Annotated in this window: 15 protein-coding genes; 5 read left to right on the top strand and 10 right to left on the bottom strand. The window is 29.7% G+C overall.

The window, feature by feature from the left end:
- Positions 1-106: 106 nt before the first annotated feature.
- A complete protein-coding gene (locus ACFOWD_RS07270; RefSeq protein ID WP_377409316.1) occupies positions 107-2671 on the top strand; it encodes an ATP-dependent Clp protease ATP-binding subunit in 2565 nt (854 codons plus the stop codon).
- Between the two features lie 157 nt (positions 2672-2828).
- Here ACFOWD_RS07270 and ACFOWD_RS07265 read toward each other — a convergent pair whose 3' ends face one another.
- Entirely contained in the window at positions 2829-4172 is a 1344-nt protein-coding gene (locus tag ACFOWD_RS07265; RefSeq protein WP_377409314.1) for a dihydrolipoamide acetyltransferase family protein, read from the bottom strand.
- Positions 4173-4550: 378 nt separating this feature from the next.
- On the opposite strand from ACFOWD_RS07265, the gene ACFOWD_RS07260 reads away from it, so the two are divergent.
- The gene (locus ACFOWD_RS07260) at positions 4551-5129 is read left to right on the top strand and encodes a YceI family protein (protein ID WP_377409312.1); all 579 of its coding nucleotides are present in this window, start codon (positions 4551-4553) and stop codon (positions 5127-5129) included.
- A 44-nt stretch (positions 5130-5173) separates the two neighbouring features.
- Positions 5174-6511 (top strand): hypothetical protein, encoded by a 1338-nt coding sequence (locus tag ACFOWD_RS07255; protein WP_377409310.1) that lies wholly within the window; start codon positions 5174-5176, stop codon positions 6509-6511.
- 46 nt (positions 6512-6557) lie between these two features.
- Here the strand turns inward: ACFOWD_RS07255 and hemF are convergent, their stop codons facing one another.
- The 9 genes from hemF to hemA are packed head-to-tail and all read right to left on the bottom strand — an operon-like array spanning position 6558 to position 15253.
- On the bottom strand, positions 6558-7460 hold the full coding sequence (hemF, locus tag ACFOWD_RS07250; protein ID WP_377409308.1) for an oxygen-dependent coproporphyrinogen oxidase: 903 nt from the start codon (positions 7458-7460) through the stop codon (positions 6558-6560).
- On the bottom strand, positions 7450-8208 hold the full coding sequence (locus ACFOWD_RS07245; protein ID WP_298995050.1) for an EI24 domain-containing protein: 759 nt from the start codon (positions 8206-8208) through the stop codon (positions 7450-7452). Before ACFOWD_RS07245 ends, hemF begins: the two co-directional genes overlap by 11 nt.
- Positions 8209-8220: 12 nt before the next feature.
- On the bottom strand, positions 8221-8706 hold the full coding sequence (locus ACFOWD_RS07240) for a DUF6973 domain-containing protein (RefSeq protein ID WP_377409306.1): 486 nt from the start codon (positions 8704-8706) through the stop codon (positions 8221-8223).
- A 4-nt stretch (positions 8707-8710) separates the two neighbouring features.
- The gene (hemE, locus tag ACFOWD_RS07235; RefSeq protein ID WP_377409304.1) at positions 8711-9751 is read right to left on the bottom strand and encodes a uroporphyrinogen decarboxylase; all 1041 of its coding nucleotides are present in this window, start codon (positions 9749-9751) and stop codon (positions 8711-8713) included.
- A complete protein-coding gene (locus ACFOWD_RS07230) occupies positions 9751-10110 on the bottom strand; it encodes a four helix bundle protein (protein ID WP_377409302.1) in 360 nt (119 codons plus the stop codon). The genes hemE and ACFOWD_RS07230 overlap by 1 nt, the downstream gene beginning before the upstream one ends.
- A gap of 23 nt (positions 10111-10133) precedes the next feature.
- Positions 10134-11426 carry a glutamate-1-semialdehyde 2,1-aminomutase gene (hemL, locus tag ACFOWD_RS07225; protein WP_377409300.1) on the bottom strand — a complete coding sequence of 431 codons (1293 nt, stop codon included), beginning with the start codon at positions 11424-11426 and terminating at the stop codon, positions 10134-10136.
- Between the two features lie 20 nt (positions 11427-11446).
- Positions 11447-12415 carry a porphobilinogen synthase gene (gene hemB / locus ACFOWD_RS07220; protein ID WP_377409299.1) on the bottom strand — a complete coding sequence of 323 codons (969 nt, stop codon included), beginning with the start codon at positions 12413-12415 and terminating at the stop codon, positions 11447-11449.
- A gap of 3 nt (positions 12416-12418) precedes the next feature.
- Complete coding sequence (gene hemC, locus ACFOWD_RS07215) at positions 12419-14008, bottom strand: hydroxymethylbilane synthase (protein WP_377409296.1); 1590 nt, start codon at positions 14006-14008, stop codon at positions 12419-12421.
- 9 nt (positions 14009-14017) lie between these two features.
- A complete protein-coding gene (gene hemA, locus ACFOWD_RS07210; RefSeq protein WP_298995031.1) occupies positions 14018-15253 on the bottom strand; it encodes a glutamyl-tRNA reductase in 1236 nt (411 codons plus the stop codon).
- A gap of 203 nt (positions 15254-15456) precedes the next feature.
- Between hemA and ACFOWD_RS07205 the strand changes: the two genes are divergently transcribed.
- Positions 15457-16341, top strand: coding sequence for a helix-turn-helix transcriptional regulator (locus tag ACFOWD_RS07205; protein WP_298995029.1), 885 nt, complete (start codon positions 15457-15459; stop codon positions 16339-16341).
- Between the two features lie 8 nt (positions 16342-16349).
- Positions 16350-16868: a TrmH family RNA methyltransferase gene (locus ACFOWD_RS07200; protein ID WP_377409294.1), complete on the top strand. Its 519-nt coding sequence runs from the start codon at positions 16350-16352 to the stop codon at positions 16866-16868.
- The last annotated feature ends 15 nt before the right edge of the window (positions 16869-16883 follow it).

The raw sequence follows: 16883 nt of genomic DNA, 5'->3' as shown, positions 1-16883 counted from the left end.
TTCTACCTTGTAATGGTAGTCAAACTGTCAGGTTTTAAGCTTGGCACTTTTTTTGTAATTATTATGAAGAAAAAAGGACTAAATTTATAGCATTATAGAAAGAAATATGGACGATAATTTTTCACCAAAAGTAAGAGATGTAATAACTTTTAGTAAAGAAGAAGCATTACGATTAGGACATGAGTTTATTGGTACTGAGCATTTATTATTAGGATTAATTAGAAAAGGCGAAGGAAAAGCAATAGAAATATTGACAGCATTTGATGTTGATTTAGCTTTGTTGCGTAAAAAACTAGAACAGTTAAATCCTGCAAACCCATCAATATCAGAGAGCGCTGGTAAAAAAAGTTTGCATTTAACTAGACAAGCAGAAAAGGCTTTAAAAACTACTTTTTTAGAAGCAAAACTATATCAGAGTGAATCTATTGATACTGCACATCTATTATTATGTGTGTTAAGAAATGAGAATGACCCAACCACAAAGTTAATTCAGAAATATCATGTAAATTATGATGAAGCTAAGGCTTTATACAAACAGTTACATGTAGATGATCCAAATGTAGATTTACCTTCAAACCCAATTGCAGAAACACCATCTGATGATGAGTATGCATCAGACAAGCAAAATCCTTTTGAGCAAACTCCAAAATCTAAAGCCAATAAAAAATCTAAAACTCCTGTTTTAGACAATTTTGGACGTGATTTAACAGCACTTGCTGAATTAGATAAGTTAGACCCTGTTGTTGGTCGTCAAAAAGAAATAGAGCGTGTTTCTCAAATTTTAAGTAGAAGAAAAAAGAACAATCCAATGTTAATTGGTGAACCTGGTGTTGGAAAATCTGCCATTGCTGAAGGCTTAGCTCTTAGAATAGTTGATAGAAAAGTATCAAGAATTTTATTTGACAAACGAATTGTTTCTCTAGACTTAGCAAGTTTGGTTGCTGGTACAAAATATAGAGGTCAGTTTGAAGAACGTATGAAAGCTTTAATGAATGAACTTGAAAAGAATGATGATATCATTCTTTTTATAGATGAAATTCATACTATAGTTGGTGCAGGTGGTGCCACTGGTTCTTTAGACGCATCTAACATGTTAAAACCAGCTTTAGCAAGAGGAGAAATACAATGTATAGGCGCTACTACATTAGATGAGTTTAGAACAAATATCGAAAAAGATGGTGCTTTAGAGCGTCGTTTTCAAAAAGTAATTGTTGACCCAACTACAGTAGAAGAAACTATTCAAATTTTACATAATATTAAAGGTAAATACGAAGAACATCATCATGTTAATTTTACAGATGATGCTATTGAAGCTTGTGTAAAATTAACGAATAGATACATGACAGACAGATACCTGCCAGACAAAGCTATTGATGCTTTAGATGAAGCTGGTTCTAGAATTCATATCACAAATATTGTTGTTCCAAAACAAGTTTTAGAGTTAGAAGCTCAATTAGAAATCATAAGAGATAAAAAAACCAAAGCAGTAAATGGTCAAAAATATGAAGAAGCTGCTAAGTTACGAGATGATGAAAAAAATATGGAAGCAGCATTAAATTCTGCTCAAAAACAATGGGAAGATGATTCTAAACTAAATAGAGAAATTGTAACTGAAGATAATGTTGCAGAAGTTGTTTCTATGATGACAGGAATACCTGTAAACAGAGTTGCAGAAGCAGAAAGCCATAGATTACATGAACTACCTAGCATGATTAAAGGTAAAGTAATTGGGCAAGATGAAGCTGTTAGCAAAGTTGTAAAGGCTATTCAAAGAAACAGAGTTGGATTAAAAGACCCAAACAAACCAATTGGATCATTTATCTTTTTAGGTCAAACAGGAGTAGGTAAAACACAATTAGCAAAGGTATTAGCAAAAGAATTATTTGACTCAGAAGATTCTTTAATAAGAATTGACATGAGTGAGTATATGGAGAAATTTGCTATATCTCGTTTAATTGGTGCACCTCCAGGATATGTAGGTTATGAAGAAGGAGGACAATTAACTGAAAAGGTTCGTAGAAAACCATATTCTGTTGTTTTGTTAGATGAGATAGAAAAAGCACATCCAGATGTGTTTAATATGTTATTACAGATTTTAGATGATGGTTATATTACAGATAGTCTTGGACGTAAAATTGACTTTAGAAATACCATAATAATTATGACTTCTAATATTGGTGCTCGTCAATTAAAAGACTTTGGTGGTGGAGTTGGTTTTGGTACATCTTCTAAAGCAGCACAAGCAGATGCTCATGCAAAATCTGTAATCGAAGGCGCTTTAAAGAAATCTTTTGCACCAGAATTTTTAAACAGAATAGATGATGTAATTGTATTTAATGCACTAGAAAGACAAGACATACACTCTATTATTGATATAGAATTAGACAAACTATTAAAACGAATCTTAGATTTAGGTTATACACTAAATTTAACTGATGAAGCAAAAGATTATATTGCTGATAAAGGTTTTGATAAAAAGTATGGTGCAAGACCTTTAAAAAGAGCTATTCAAAAATATATTGAAGATGCCCTTGCTGAAGAGATTGTAAACTCTAATTTATCTGAAGGAGATAGTATATTTATGGATTTCGATACCAAGAAAGACGAACTCACCATAAAAATTAAAAAAGGTGAAAAAAAACCTGAAACTAGAACTGAAACAGAATCTTAAAAATAAAAACCCAAACTAAATTGTTTGGGTTTTTTCTTATCTATTTAAAGCTAGCTTAGCTTTAAATATTTATTAAAATCGAACCTGAATTTGATTTGAAAATAAAAAAGCTCAGATAAATCTGAGCTTTTTTTTTATTAATTCAAATGATTATTATTTAAAAATCTTGGTTTACATCCCAAGCTTCTAAAGTTTCTTTTAATGTTTTTATAAACATACCTCCTAATGCTCCATTTACTACTCTATGGTCATAAGAATGAGATACAAACATTTTTTGTCTAATTCCAATAAAATCTCCTTCTGGAGTTTCGATAACAGCTGGTACTTTTCTAATAGCACCTAAAGCTAAAATAGCTACTTGTGGTTGATTAATAATTGGAGTACCCATAACAGAACCAAAACTACCTACATTAGTTACAGTATAAGTACCTTCTTGAATTTCGTCTGGTTTTAAAGCATTATTTCTTGCTCTATTTGCTAAATCGTTAACAGATTTAGTCATACCCACTAAATTTAGCTGATCTGCATTTTTTATTACAGGTACTATTAAATTTCCATCTGGTAAAGCAGCTGCCATTCCTAAATTTATATTCTTCTTTTTAACAATACTATCGCCTTTAACCTGAATATTAATTAATGGATACTTCTTGATAGTAGAAGCAACAGCTTGCATTAAAATCGGAGTAAAAGTTAATTTTTCTCCTTCTCTTTTAAAGAAAGCATCTTTTACCTTATTTCTCCATTTAACAATATTAGTAACATCAATTTCTATAAATGATTGTACGTGTGCAGAAGTCTGAACAGAATCAACCATATGCTTAGCAATTAATTTACCCATTCTGCTCATTTCTATGATTTCATCACCACCATTAACAGATACAGGTGCAGCTTTAGCAACTGGTTTTTGTTCATTTTTCTTAGCCTCAACAACTTTAGGCTTCTCTTGTTGAGTTGTTGGAGTCTTTGTAGAAGAACCTCTATTCTCTAAATAACCTAAAATATCATCTTTAGTAACTCTGCCATCTTTACCAGAACCAACTATAGCTTCAAGCTCATCCATAGAAACACCTTCTGTTTCAGCAATATTTCTAACAAGAGGTGAATAAAATTTACCAGAGTCAGAAGTTTTAGCTATTGGAGTCGCTTTTACTTCTACAGCTTTTTCAATAGTTTTTTCTACTTCTTGGATATCACTAACCTCAACAGTACCTTTAGTCTCTGCTACCTTTTCTTGCACATTATCTTCTGGACTTCCTTCACCTTCTGTCTCTATAATTGCAATGGTTTCACCTACACCAACAACTGCATCTTTTTCAAACAAAATTTCTACTAAAGTTCCTTCTACTTCACTAGGTACTTCAGAATCTACTTTATCTGTTGCAATTTCTACAACAGCCTCATCTAATTCTATAGAGTCTCCAACTTCTTTTAACCAAGAAGTTATAGTTGCTTCAGCAACACTTTCACCCATTTTAGGTAACTTTAATTCAAATCTTGCCATTTTACAGTCGATTTTTTTGAAATGCAAAAATACTAAAATTTAGCCTCATTTAGTTATTTAAGTGTTTTTTTTAACAAAATTAAAACACTACAGATTTACATTATCAATAAATATAAGGGTTTTTTATTATCATAATCACATTCTAATTTACTCATATGGTAAAATTATTATGAATTATTCAATAGAAATAAGTCTTAAAACTTTAAAATATAAAAATTGATTATTTCTAAAACTCATAAAAATATAAATTACTCAATATCATTATTTTAAAATGATATAATTCTCTAAACTTCTTTATAAAACAGAATTATGACAAATGTCATAAGCTAAGCTTACAATGCTTATTAATTTTACTTTAAAATAAACTACAACAAGAAAATGAAAACTTTAAAATTAATTCTTTTACTTTTTTTCTTAGGTATTTTCTGTAATACTAATTCACAAGAAAAACAAAGAGATCTAGAAACTTTAGATATAAAACTACCTAGTATAGTTAAGATTATTGGAACATCTACTTTACATGATTGGGAAAGTGATGTAGAAAAAACAGATGCAGCTTTAACATTTACAGACAATACAAAAACAAAAATCGAAACTTTAAATGTTGTTGTAGATGTGTATAGCATAAAAAGTGGAAAAAAGACAATGGATAGACTTACCTATAAAGCCTTAAAAGCAGAAGAATATCCAACAATAAATTTTGTGTTTAAAAATGCAAAAGTTATTACACAAGACGAAAACTTTTTAAACCTAGAACTTAATGGAGATTTAACAATTGCTGGTGTTACAAAAAATGTTACTGTCATTACAAAAGTTAATAAAAAAGGAAATGATGTTCACTTAACTGGTAAGCATAAACTTAAAATGACAACTTATGGTATAACACCACCAAAAGCATTGCTGGGAACTATTAAAACTGGTGATGAAATTACAATAGATTTTAGCCTAAAATTTTAAAACCCCTTAAATAATATAAAAATCAAACTAAAAAATGTAAAATTATGAAATCAATTAAAAGAACTTTATTTATTGCACTATTAGTATTATTAGGTTATAGTGCTAATTCTCAAGACATACAGTATTTTAGACAAGCTGGTTTTGATGGATTAAATGTATTTGAAACAAAAAAATCTAATGATGTAGAATTTAAAAAATTAAAAATAAAAGTTGGTGGTGATTTTGCGATACAATTTCAAGGTTTAGATCACTCAAATGACATGAACAACCTTACTGCTATAGGTAGCAATGTAAACTTACCAACAGCAAACTTAAATTTTGATGTGCAACTTGCAGATGGTGTTAGAATGCATTTAAGAACCTACCTGTCTTCTAAACACCATAATGAAACTTGGGTAAAAGGTGGTTATATTCAAATAGATAAACTAAACTTTATTAAAGAAGATTTTTGGAAAGGGATGATGGATATTGCTACAATTAGAGTTGGTGTAGACCAATTAAATTATGGTGATGCTCATTTTAGAAGATCAGATAATGCAATGGCTATTTACAACCCATTTGTAGGTAATTATTTAATGGACTCTTTTACTGTAGAACCATTTATTGAATTTGTTTTTCAACCTAAAGATTTTATTTTAGTTGCAGGTATTTCTAATGGTTTACTAAACCCTACAGTAGATAAAGTTGTTACTCCTTGGGGACAATCTACCATTGTTGGAGAAAAAGATTTAAAAGCTACTTTTTATGGTAAACTTGGTATTGACAAACAAATAAGTGAATCTTTAAGAGTTAGATTTACAGGATCTTTTATTAATGAACCAGGTTTTGGTAATGGTAACCATTTATATAATGGAGACAGAGCTGGAAGTAGATATTATAATTTATTTAACTACAACAATAATGGTAATTTAGTTGAAGGCGGAGACTTTGCTGGACGTTTTAATCCTGGATTTAATAAAAATTTCTCGTATCAATTTAACCCATTTATTAAGTACAATAATTTTGAATTATTTGGTATTTATGAGGTAAGTAAAGGAAGTAAAGCTGAAGGAAATAATGACGGAAAGTTTACACAATTTGGAACAGAAGTTATCTATAGATTTGGTACAAACAATCAATTTTATTTAGGAGGTAGATTCAATTCTGTAAAAGGAAATAGAGATTATGCTTCTGGAGCAAATCAGCCAAATACACAAAAAATAAATAGAACTAATTTTGGTGCAGGTTGGTTTATGACAAAGAATATATTAATGAAATTTGAAATGATGAATCAATCTTACAATTCTGACATGGGTGCTTGGTCTCCAAATGCTTGGACACCTGCAGTTTTATCTGGTGCAGATGTAAGTGGTTATGTTTTAGAAGCTGTTATTAGTTTTTAATCTATTTCATAATAAAAGAAAAAGGCTACATTATTGTAGCCTTTTTTTATATCCAAACTTTTGGTTTTTTAAGCACTTGTATAAGTTTTACTTCTTCAGAATTTTCTTCTGGATGATGATTGTATTTCCATTGTACAATTGGTGGTAAACTCATTAAGATACTTTCTATTCTTCCATTAGTTTTTAAACCAAATAAAGTACCTCTATCATGAACCAAATTAAATTCTACATACCTACCTCTTCTTACTTCTTGCCAATCTTTATTTTTTTTGCTAAAAGAATTGTCTTTTCTTTTTTCAACAATAGGAACATAACTTTCTAAAAAACTATTACCAACTTCTGTAACAAAATTATATCTATCTTCTATAGAAAAATCTTCAGTTTCTTTTAAATAATCAAAAAACAAACCTCCAATTCCACGAGCTTCATTTCTATGTGTATTCCAAAAATAGTTATCACAAGTTTCTTTAAATTTTGGATAAAATTCTGAATGATGTTTATCACAAGCATTTTTACAAACTGTATGAAAATGAATTGCATCTTCATCAAACAAATAATAAGGTGTTAAATCTTGACCACCACCAAACCATTGTGTAACAATATTTCCTGCTTCATCATACATTTCAAAATAACGCCAATTTGCATGAACTGTGGGTACAAAAGGATTTTTAGGATGCAAAACTAAACTTAAACCACAAGCAAAAAAGTCGCCTTCTTTTACCCCAAATTGTTTTCTTAATGGTTCAGGTAATTCTCCAAAAACCTTTGATATATTTACACCTCCTTTTTCAAAAACTTCTCCATTTTCTATGACTCTAGTTCTACCTCCACCACCTTCTGTTCTTTTCCAAATATCTTCTTGAAAAGTTGCTTTACCATCTACTTTTTCTAATGTTGAGGTTATGGTATCTTGAAGACTTTCTATATATGAATAAAATTTATTTTTCATAAACTAGTTCTGTTTTTCCATGAATTAATTTTAATGTCTTAGTAGATGCAGCTGTTACAGAAAGTGGTAAAACAATGATGATACCCACAATAGGTATTAACAAAAACAACATAAAAACAATTCCATTACCAATTGCAAATCCTTTATTTTTAGAAACAAATTCTATACTTTCTTTATACTTTAAATGGCGCTCTAAAGTATAATCTATATTTCCAAAACCTGCATAATAAGCTTGTACTAAAAACAATAGAAGAGTAGAAAATATATTTACAATTGGTATAAATTTTAATAATAAAATAGGTAAAGAAATAAGTAATTCTTTAATTAAGTTTCTAATATTTAATCTTAAACCTCTTATTAATTGTTCTGTATTAGTTGTATTTCTGTGCTTATAAGAAACATCTCCATAAAAATGTTTTTCGATTTTTTCTGAAACAGGACTCATAAAAGGTGCAGATAAACCCATTACAATATGCTTATATAAAATTAAACCAATAATTAAAACAATGACACCTCCAATAAAGTTACTAATACTTGTAAAAGTTTCTTTACCCCATTCCCAAATCCATGCTTTTGAAATAAAACTGCCAACATTATCTGATAAAGCATAAGCTTCTACACCAATTAAAATTGCGGTTACAAGACTTATTATCATAGGAATAAAAAAGTATTTCCAAAGTTTAAGTTTAGAAATTAAACCAAAAACTCCACTATATTCTTTTATTCCTAAAATGATATTTTTAATCATACTATTATTGAATTAGTCTTCCAAAAATACCAAATTCTCAATTTGATTAAGATTATTAAGCTTAGATATTTTCTTTGCATTAGACAATTCTACTTTTAACAGTTTTATCAGACTTTCAGTATTTTGATCTTTCCAAGCTACAAATAACTTTCTACCAATTGCATTATTATGTAAATCCATAAATCTTGGTAGATCTTTGTTTATCACAAAATCTTCATGCCAATTTGTAAAAGTTGTAGTCCAATTCATCACTTTTGGTAAATGATTACTAAATCTTCTACACTTTTTTGCTATGAGTACATTCCATAAAGCATGTCTAAAAGCATTTGCTTTATTATGTTTACCATGTATACCTGGAAACTCTCTCTGAGCAATTCTTATCGTTATTAAAGTAGCATAAACAGTAGCTAGTAAAAAGAAAGGATGTTTAAAAAACCAAATGATCAATTGTTTTACTTGACCAATTTTTATGGTTTTTATCAAATCCTTAAAAGACATGAATTTAGACTTTATATTCTTTTACAGCATCTACGAATGCTTTCGCATTTTCAACAGGAATATTTGGTAAAATTCCATGACCAAGATTAACAATGTATCTATCTTTACCAAACTCATTTATCATTTGTGTCACCATTTTTTTAATTTCTTTTGGTGATGAAAATAATCTTGATGGATCAAAATTACCTTGTAGTGTAATTTTCCCTCCTGATAAATAACGCGCATTTCTTGCAGAACAAGTCCAATCTACGCCTAAAGCAGATGCACCAGATTTAGACATTTCATTGAGTGCAAACCAACACCCTTTACCAAAAGCAATTACTGGAGTTTCATCTTTTAATGCATTAATAATCTGCTGAATGTATTGCCAAGAAAATTCTTGATAATCTGTTGGAGACAGCATACCTCCCCAAGAATCAAAAACCTGAACTGCATTAACTCCTGCTTTTACTTTTTCTTTTAAATAAGCAATAGTTGTGTCTGTAATTTTTTGCAATAATGAATGTGCTACAATCGGATTTGTAAAACATAGTTGTTTTGCTTTATCAAAATTCTTAGAACCTTGACCTTGCACACAATAACATAAAATTGTCCAAGGTGATCCAGCAAAGCCAATTAAAGGAATTTCATCATTTAGCTTTTCTTTGGTTGCTTTAATAGCATCCATCACATAACCCAAAGAATCTTGTATATCTGGAATGATAACTGAATCTAAATCTTTTTGATTACGAATAGGATTTGGCAAATAAGGCCCAAAATTTGGTTTCATTTCCACTTCAATATTCATGGCTTGTGGAATAACCAAAATATCTGAAAATAAAATAGCTGCATCCATTCCATATCTACGAATTGGCTGCACTGTAATTTCTGATGCTAACTCAGGAGTTTGACAACGTGTAAAGAAATCGTATTTTTCTTTAATCTCCATAAATTCAGGCAAATAACGACCTGCTTGCCTCATCATCCAAACAGGAGGTCTATCTACTGTTTCTCCTTTTAACGCTCTTAAAAATAAATCGTTTTTTATATTATTGCTATTAGCCATTAGTTGTTAGCTTTTAGTATAGTTATTAGTCCGTTAATCATTTTTGCTTCATTATTTAATAATTCAAAAATTATTTTTAACTCTTTCTTTTGTATCAAATTCAATTCTTGAATGATTACTAACTGGGTTTCAACTTCAAAAAGTGAACCCATCGCAATTTCTAAAAATCGCTTAAATTCAATCTCACTATTTCTACTGCAACCTTCAGCTATATTTGAAGGAATTGAAACAGCAGCTCTAGTAATTTGACTTCTTAATCCAAATTTTTCTTCAGAAGGCAAATTTTCAGAAAGTAAGTATATTGCCTTAACAATTTCTATACCTTGTTCCCAAATTTTTAACTTTCTAAAATTCCTCATAATATTATTCTAAAAGCAAATAGCTAAAAGCTAGAAGCAACTTTTTGCATTGCTTTATTTGTTGCCTTTTCAAATATTTTTATATCCTTTTTACTTAATGCTGATGATAAAAACCAAGCTTCAAATTGACTTGGAGGTAAAAACACTCCGTTTTTAATCATCTCCCAAAAGAAAACGGCAAATTTTTCTGTATCAGAAGTTTGTGCTTGTTCAAAATTTGTAACCTTAACTTTCGTGAAAAATGGATTCATCATAGAACCAAATCTATTTACAGACAAATCAACATTGTATTTTTTTGCTGCATCTAAAAGAATCGTTTCAATTTTAGATCCCATTTCATCAAAAAACTCATAAGGATTTTGTCTTTTTAACTCTGTTAATGTTGATATTCCTCCAGCCATTGCTATAGGATTTCCAGATAAAGTTCCTGCTTGATACATTCCTCCTAATGGAGCCACATTTTCCATAATTTCATTTCTTGCTCCATAAGCCCCAACAGGAAAACCTCCACCAATCACTTTACCTAAACATGTAATATCTGCTTCTACTCCAAGTACTTCTTGTGCTCCTCCAAATTTAGAACGAAAACCTGTCATTACTTCATCAGCAATTAAAACAGCTCCATTTTTTTTACATAATTCTTTTAAATCTTTTAAGAAATTATTTTGAGGAATCACAACTCCCATATTTCCACCTACTGGTTCAATAATTACTCCTGCAATGTCATCGTATTTATCAAAATGCGCTTGTACACTATCTAAGTTATTATACTCTGCTATTAAGGTATTTTTTACAGCACCTTCAGGAACGCCTTTAGAACCAGGCAAACTTAAAGTAGCTAAACCAGAACCAGCTGCCACCAATAATGCATCTTGATGACCATGATAACAACCTGAAAACTTAATAATTTTATCTTTTCCTGTAAAAGCTCTTGCCAAACGTATTCCACTTAAAACAGCTTCTGTTCCTGAGTTTACAAAACGAACTTTATCCATTCCTGGAAAAGCATCACATACTATTTCTGCAAGTGTAATTTCATTTTCTGTAGAAGCCCCAAAAGAATAGCCATTTTTTAAAGCTTTTTTTGCTGCTTTTTCTACAGATTTATGTCTGTGACCTAAAATCATTGGCCCATAAGACAAGACTAAATCTACATATTCATTACCATCTACATCTATAATCTTACTACCTTTTGCTTTTTTAATAAACAACGGATTTCCACCCACAGAAGCAAATGCTCTAACAGGTGAATTTACAGCACCAACTAAATGTGTTAATCCTTTTTGATATAGTTTTTCTGATTTTTTAAAGCTCATTCTTCGCTAGTTGTTATTCTTTAGTTTTTAGTCTTTAGTACTCTTGCAGCTTCTTTTGCAAAATAGGTGATGATGATGTCTGCTCCTGCTCTTTTCATTGAAAGCAAACTTTCCATCATTACTTTTTCACCATCAATCCAACCTTTTTCTGAAGCTGCTTTAACCATTGCATATTCTCCACTTACATTATAACATGCTATAGGTCTATCAAAATTATTTTTTAAATCTCTAATAATATCTAAATAAGATAAGGCTGGTTTTACCATTAAAATATCTGCTCCTTCTTGATCATCAAAATTAGCTTCACGCATTCCTTCATCTCTATTAGATGGATCCATTTGATAAGTTCTTCTGTCACCAAAAGTAGGTGCTGAATCTGCTGCATCTCTAAAAGGACCATAAAAAGCAGAGGCATATTTTACTGAATATGCCATTATTGGTAAATTTGGAAAACCTGTATTATCTAAAGATTGACGAATCATATCTATAGTGCCATCCATCATTCCTGATGGAGCAACCATATCTACACCTGCTTTTGCATGTGAGATGACTTGTTTTGCAATATTTACTAAAGTTGCATCATTATCTACGTCATTGTCGTGAATAATTCCACAATGCCCATGTGAAGTATATTCGCAAAAACAAACATCAGTAATCACATATAAACCTGGGTAATTCTTTTTAATAAATCGAATTGCTTGTTGCATGATGCCATTATCATTCCAAGTTTCTGTGCCTTCATCATCTTTAGTTGATGGAATACCAAATAACAAAACAGCAGGAATATTTAGAGCTACAACCTCATCTAACTCTTCAGAAATTCTATCTAAAGAAAAACGATGAATTCCAGGCATAGAAACAATTTCTGTTTTAATATTTTCTCCTTCTTCAATAAAAAGAGGATAAATAAAATCATCTACAGATAATTTGGTTTCTCTAACCAATCTTCTGATTCCTTCTGATTTTCTTAATCTTCTTGTTCTAAACATTTTTTAAGAATTATAATGTGTTTTTACAAGTTCTAATAAGCTTTCAACACTTGGTAAGTTTGCAACTTGTACATCTTCAAAATGATTTCTTGCAGCTTTTGCTGTAGTTTCTCCTATACAAAAAGCAGTTTTATCTGTATTATTTTCTTTTAAATAACTATCAATTCCAGAAGGACTGTAAAATAATACTCCAGATACTTCATCATCTATTTTTTCTGGACTTAACATTGTTTTGTAGGCTTCAATCTCATTTACAACAATATCTTTCATTTGTAAATACGCAGGTAAAATATCTAAACGCAGGTCTGAACAAAAATAGGTTACTTCTTTGTTTTTAAGATTTTCTGATAGGTATTCTGCTAATTTTTTGGCGTTTTTAGCAACGTGAGTTACCTTCCCTATTCTACTTTCAATTAGTTTCTTTGTTCTTCTTCCAACACAATAAATATCTTTGAATTTAATCTCATTTTTAGTAAAAGAATTTAAGATAGCTTCTACTCCATTTTGGCTAGTGACAATGACATTTTCAATTTCATCTTTCATAACCTTAGGAGCTATTCTATTAAATCGAATTTTTATAAAATCGCTATCCTCTACTCCAATAGTATTTGGTAAAATATCTTTTTGAGCTTCAGATAATTTTTTTGTAGAAAATATTTTATGGTTGATGTTAGACTCACCTTCCATATCTGCTAACATCATTTCTTTACCTCCTCTATTAATCACATAATCTGCACAATCTTTTGCCAAATATCTGTGACGTCCCATTTTTGCAGTTTTGGTAACTGTAATTTTTTTAGAGCCGTCTTTTTTAAGTAAAACTCCTTTAAAGTTGATTTCCTCTGTCTTTTCATCAACATAAGCTAAAGCACCTATTGGAGCTGTACAACCACCTTCTAATAAATTTAAAAACTCTCTTTCTATACCAACACAAACCTGAGTTTCATAATGGTTTAGTTGCTCACAAGCATCTTTTACATATTGGTCTTTCTCTAAACAAGCGACCATTATTGCGCCTTGTGCTGGAGCAGGAATCATCCAAGATAAATTGATAGCTCCTTTTGGACGTTTACCAATTCTTTCTAAGCCAGCAGCTGCAAAAACAGCTCCATTCCAATCATTATCTTGTAGTTTTTGTAACCTTGTATTTACATTACCCCTTAAATCTACAACCTTATGGGTAGGATAACGATTTAACCACATCGCTTTTCTTCTTAAACTACCAGTTGCAATAACTCCATTTGGTTGCCCAAAAAACTCCTCTGTATCTTTTAAAACTAAAATATCATTATAATTAGCACGTTTTAAAACAGCACCTTGCACTATACCTTCAGGCAAAACTGTTGGTACATCTTTGAGAGAATGTACAGCAATATCAATATCGCCATTTAACATTGCAATGTCTAAATTCTTTGTAAAAACTCCAGTAATCCCTAGCTCATAAAGCGGTTTATCTAGAATAATATCTCCTGTAGATTTAATAGGAACAATCTCTGATTCGTAACCTAATTCTGCTAATTCTTTGCGCACTTTATTGGCTTGCCAAAGAGCCAATTGGCTTTCGCGAGTTCCTATTCTAATAATTTTTTGCATGAATTTATTTTAGTGTTGAAACACTTTATTAATCACCTGAATACTTTCTGAAACTTCAGTATCATCAGCTTTTAAATGTTTTACAAACTGTGTTGTAATTTTTTGAATAATGCGTGAAGTTAAAATTTCTGCTTGATCTTCATCAAAATTATTAATTTTCTTTTTTTGAAAATTAATTTCATCATTCTTTATATTTTCTAAAGACTCTTTTAAAGCAGCAATTGTAGGAGTAAATCTTCTAATATTTAACCAATTGTTAAACTCTTGTTTATGAGTATCAATAATAGCTTCTACTAAAGGTATTTCTTGTTGACGAATACTTAAAGTTTCATCTGTTATTTTAGAAAGTTCATCTACATTAATAATAGTCACATTTTCAAGTTCTCCTACTTTTTTATCAACATTTTCTGGCATTGATAAATCAAGTATTAATAACTTTTTATCTTTAGCGACGTGATTTAAAGTTACTGTAGGATTTTCTGCTCCAGTAGAAACAATTAGAACATCTGAGTTTGCTATTTCTTCAGATAAATTTTCTATAACAGATTTACGAATAGTTGCATGTTCTTTTACAAATTCTGAAGCTTTTTCTTCAGTTCTATTGATTAATGAAACTTGTTTATTTTGGGTATATTCTGCTAAGTTTTTACAAGTGTGCTTACCCATTTTACCTAAACCAAAAACTAAAATGTTTTTTGAATTATAGTCAGGTAAATTATTAATTAAATATTGCACAGCAGCATAAGAAACAGAAGTTGTACCAGAACTAATCTTTGTTTCGTTTTTAACTTTTTTACTAGCTTGCAAAACACTATTAACTAAACGTTCTGAATAGGCATTTGTAGTGCCTACTTTTTTAGCAATTTTAAAAGATTGTCTTAATTGACCTACGATTTCATAATCTCCTAAAATTTGACTTTCTATACCTGTACCAATTCTAAATAGATGATCTATAGCTTCTTGATTTTTGTAGACAAAAGAAATTTTTGAGAATTCTTGAATTGTACCTTCAGAAAATTCGCATAGCAACTCTATGAGCTGACATGGTCTTTCTGCAAAACCAGATATTTCTGTTCTATTGCAAGTAGATAAAACAAAAACACCAGTAAATGATTTTTCTTTAGCTAATTCTAAAAGTGCTACTTGACTTTCTTTAGATAAAGAAAATTTACCACGAGTTTTTGCGTCAGCTTTTTTGTAGCTAACTCCAATGTTGTAAAAATCTAATTGCTTTTTTTCTTGCATAGTTTTTAAGAACGGTCAAAAGTAAAAACTTAATAAATAAAAAAATATCGCTAAAAGTACTTTTTATAACGGTATATGTTTTTTAAGGTTTATTTTAAGATAAAATTTGCAAAAAGTCTTATTTTTGCTGTATTAACAAGGTTTTTGATTGATTTTATATAGAATCATTCTAAATAAAAACAACTTAAAAAAGTTATTTTAATATGTTTAAAAATGTCGGAGAAAGTACTTTAGATGAAATTACATTAGAAAAAGGGTTTTATGTGCTTCATTTTCAGAACGAAAGTAAAGATGTAGAAGTTTTTGAAAGAGATATAGATAGCACCTTTATTCAAATGCATTTTTGTATTAGAGGTAATTCTAAGTTTTTATTTAATAATGGCAACTACTCATTTGACGTTTTAGACAATAGATGCATTTTATTATACAACCCACAAAGAACCTTGCCAATTCATTTAGAAATACAACCTAAAACAACATTAATATCATTATTGATATCTATAGAAAAGTTTCACTCTTTATTCTCAAAAGAATCAGGATATATTCCTTTTTTAAGTAACGAAAATAGTAACAGAAAATATTATGATGATGCAGAAATAAAACCAACTGTAGCTATTGTTTTACAACAAATTATAAACTCTAATATAAACAGTTCTATAAGAGAATTATATGTAAAAGGTAAGGTTTATGAATTGTTGAGTTTACATTTTCAAAAAGATGAAGCTACAGAAGGTGAATATTGTCCTTTTTTAGTTGATGAAGACAATGTCTTAAAAATTAGAAGAGCCAAAGAAATTATTATCTCAAGAATGGCAGAGCCTCCTAGTTTACAAGAATTAGCAAATGAAATTGGCTTAAATCTAAAAAAGCTAAAAGAAGGTTTTAAGCAAATTTACGGAGATACTGTCTATAGTTTTTTGTTTGATTATAAAATGGAGCATGCAAGAAGGTTATTAGAATCTAATAAATTTAATGTTAACGAAGTTGGTGTACAAATTGGGTACAGTACTGCTAGTCATTTTATAGCTGCTTTTAAAAAGAAGTTTGGTACTACACCAAAAAAATATGTAATGAGTTTAAATAAATAAGTTAAGGTTTGAAACAACTTACACATTATGATATTGAAAACACCCAACAAAAGTTTCCTATAACTATTGTATGTGATGCTATTAGAACCCCAGAAAACATAGGGATGTGTTTTAGAATTGCTGAAAGTTTTGGAGTTCAAAAAATTTATTTTCATAAAAATTCGCCAAGTTTAGAGAATAGAAAAGTAATTAAAACAGCAAGAAATACAATACCACAAATTCATTATGAAATGTATTCTGATTTTAATGATGTAGTCAAAAATTTAAAAGAAGAAGGCAATACAATTATTGGCATAGAAATAACTGATAAAAGCATCAATATTCAAGATTTTGATTTTAAAAATCATGAAAAAATCGTTTTACTTTTGGGTAGTGAAAGAAATGGAATTGCAAATATTTCTTTAGTTGATGAAACTATTGCAATACCCATGTATGGTCGTAATTCTAGCATGAACGTAATTCATAGTTTAGCCATAACTTTGTATGAAGTTACAAATCAGTTAACAGTTAGCAAATATCAATTATAAACCAACAAGCAGTTT

Source organism: Polaribacter marinivivus, assembly GCF_042651285.1.
GTDB lineage: Bacteria > Bacteroidota > Bacteroidia > Flavobacteriales > Flavobacteriaceae > Polaribacter > Polaribacter marinivivus.
The sequence above is the reverse complement of the archived record's forward strand: the minus strand, read 5'-3'. Positions and strand labels throughout refer to the sequence as shown.

Bases quoted from the DNA above. Each gene is read 5' to 3' on its own strand.
- ACFOWD_RS07240 (WP_377409306.1), bottom strand. From the start codon at position 8,706: ATGTCTTTTAAGGATTTGATAAAAACCATAAAAATTGGTCAAGTAAAA.
- hemA (WP_298995031.1), bottom strand. From the start codon at position 15,253: ATGCAAGAAAAAAAGCAATTAGATTTTTACAACATTGGAGTTAGCTAC.
- hemL (WP_377409300.1), bottom strand. From the start codon at position 11,426: ATGAGCTTTAAAAAATCAGAAAAACTATATCAAAAAGGATTAACACAT.
- ACFOWD_RS07260 (WP_377409312.1), top strand. From the start codon at position 4,551: ATGAAAACTTTAAAATTAATTCTTTTACTTTTTTTCTTAGGTATTTTC.
- ACFOWD_RS07270 (WP_377409316.1), top strand. From the start codon at position 107: ATGGACGATAATTTTTCACCAAAAGTAAGAGATGTAATAACTTTTAGT.
- hemB (WP_377409299.1), bottom strand. From the start codon at position 12,415: ATGTTTAGAACAAGAAGATTAAGAAAATCAGAAGGAATCAGAAGATTG.
- ACFOWD_RS07230 (WP_377409302.1), bottom strand. From the start codon at position 10,110: ATGAGGAATTTTAGAAAGTTAAAAATTTGGGAACAAGGTATAGAAATT.
- ACFOWD_RS07205 (WP_298995029.1), top strand. From the start codon at position 15,457: ATGTTTAAAAATGTCGGAGAAAGTACTTTAGATGAAATTACATTAGAA.
- ACFOWD_RS07245 (WP_298995050.1), bottom strand. From the start codon at position 8,208: ATGATTAAAAATATCATTTTAGGAATAAAAGAATATAGTGGAGTTTTT.
- hemC (WP_377409296.1), bottom strand. From the start codon at position 14,008: ATGCAAAAAATTATTAGAATAGGAACTCGCGAAAGCCAATTGGCTCTT.
- ACFOWD_RS07255 (WP_377409310.1), top strand. From the start codon at position 5,174: ATGAAATCAATTAAAAGAACTTTATTTATTGCACTATTAGTATTATTA.
- hemE (WP_377409304.1), bottom strand. From the start codon at position 9,751: ATGGCTAATAGCAATAATATAAAAAACGATTTATTTTTAAGAGCGTTA.
- ACFOWD_RS07265 (WP_377409314.1), bottom strand. From the start codon at position 4,172: ATGGCAAGATTTGAATTAAAGTTACCTAAAATGGGTGAAAGTGTTGCT.
- hemF (WP_377409308.1), bottom strand. From the start codon at position 7,460: ATGAAAAATAAATTTTATTCATATATAGAAAGTCTTCAAGATACCATA.